Annotated in this window: 1 protein-coding gene; it reads left to right on the top strand. The window is 47.4% G+C overall.

Annotated elements, in window-relative coordinates; translation table 11 throughout:
* Positions 1–372 precede the first annotated feature (372 nt).
* A complete protein-coding gene (locus QUA54_RS34115; RefSeq protein WP_333419448.1) occupies positions 373–1710 on the top strand; it encodes a WD40 domain-containing protein in 1338 nt (445 codons plus the stop codon).
* The last annotated feature ends 230 nt before the right edge of the window (positions 1711–1940 follow it).

Consider the following 1940-nt stretch of genomic DNA (forward strand, 5'->3'; position numbering starts at 1 on the left):
GCTCATCGGAGTTAAGCCCAGCGGCGATCTATTCAAGCGGGGGGCTTTTGTATTCATCCGAGCCGACAAAGTTGGGAGTCAGGCTGGATGGAAGGTTGAAAAAATATGAGATTTTAAGGCAATCGCTTTGAATAATGGTTGTTCAGCACCGGCGAAGTTCTATCGCTCATCAGAGTCAAACCACATCAGGTTCAAATCAATCGCGGAAGCTTTGCGTTTGTATAGAGAATTGTCGATGTAATTAGGTATGAGAATGAAACATGGGAACCGTGAACCTAGAGGTGATACAGGCAGGGAGAAAAAATTGTCACAGTTCATTATGAGCTTCAGGCTTGAGTCTACATACAATAAACAGTCAGAGGGCTAGAGATTATGACAGATACAACACAATGGAGAGCGACATTAACACCTTGTAGTTCTTCTGGCGGTACTGGTGGGCAAGGCACCTACCCGCTAGAGCAGCAGGCTCTTCTGGGACGTGAATTAGATTGTTTGATTGTTCTTGACTCTAAACAGTACCCAACTGTCTCAAAGTATCACGCTCAGATTGTGCAAGTAGCCAGTAATCCTCAACCGGTGTGGCAGATTCATGATTTGAATAGCTCAAATGGTACTTACATTAATGAGACTCGGCTACTTGGACAGCACACTTTGAAGACAGGTGATCGCATTACTCTAAGTCGCAACGGGCCAGAATTTCTTTTTGAGTGTAGCCCGATCATTTCTCCCCAACCTCCTTTACAAACAAATGAGGCGGCCTCTTCGCAATCAGGTAAGAGTGGATCGACAGTTGTATCATCGAGTGATTCTTTTGTTGAAGGGGTTTCAGAGAGAAAGACTACGATTAAAGTTCCGACGCAGCCGGAACCCATTCAGAGCTTTCCAGCCAAACCTCCAGTTTCTACCTCCACCCCTGCTACCGAAACGCAATCAAAAAGCCTGTGGACGCTGGTTACTGAGGAATCTGTGCAGGTTCTCTCAGGTCACTCAAGCCAAGTGCGATCGGTTACGTTCAGGGCCGATGGTCGGATACTGGCAAGTTGCAGTGCCGACAAGACGATCAAATTGTGGGATGTGAAATCTGGGGTAGAAATTCGTAGCTTGGCAGGACATAAGCTGACCGTAAACACGATTGCCTTTAGCCCGGATGGTCGGATGCTGGCGAGTGGTAGTGCCGACAAGACGATCAAATTGTGGGACGTTACTACGGGTGAGGAGATACGGACGTTTACGGGACATGGATTAGCGGTGAATGCGATCGCATTCAGTCCCGATGGTGTTTTGCTAGCAAGTGGTAGTGCCGATAAGACAGTCAAGCTGTGGGAGGTCAGCATTGGACGGGAACGGCAAACGCTGACAGAGACAAAGATGGCAGTAAGTGCGATCGCTTTTAGTCCTGATGGAGCGACGCTAGCTGTTGCCAGTAATGATCGCAGCCTCAAGTTGTGGAATATTCCCACGGGAGCGGAACTGAAAGCGATTTTGGGCTTGCGCTCCACTGTAACGGCGCTCCAGTTTAGCCCTGATGGTCAGGCGTTAGCGATCTGCGCTGACGATAAGTTGATTCGATTGTGGGATCTAGAAGCAAACCGGGAAATACGAGTGATCGCAGGCTATTCCTGGCAGGTAGGCAGCATGGCTATTAGTTTTGATGGTCAGAAATTTGCAAGTGGCTGTGAGGACAACAGCGTCAGGATTTGGCAACTGTGACAATTCAGGACTCTTGGGAATGACTGACATTCTTGGCATAGGTGTTATGAGGGTCTGAAGCCGTACTAATAAAGTTGGAGCATTGCCTAAACTGTTGCTCAAGTCCACTGAAACGAGTGATGGATCGTACTAATAGTCGGGGTTAAATTAGAGTGAGAGAATTTCTTGCACGAATGTAAAAATAAGTTAAAAGATCCGGGAATTTTGGATAGGACGGCTAGATTGAGACA

The sequence above is a fragment of the Microcoleus sp. MOSTC5 genome, from assembly GCF_036701825.1.
Lineage (GTDB): Bacteria > Cyanobacteriota > Cyanobacteriia > Cyanobacteriales > Microcoleaceae > Microcoleus > Microcoleus asticus.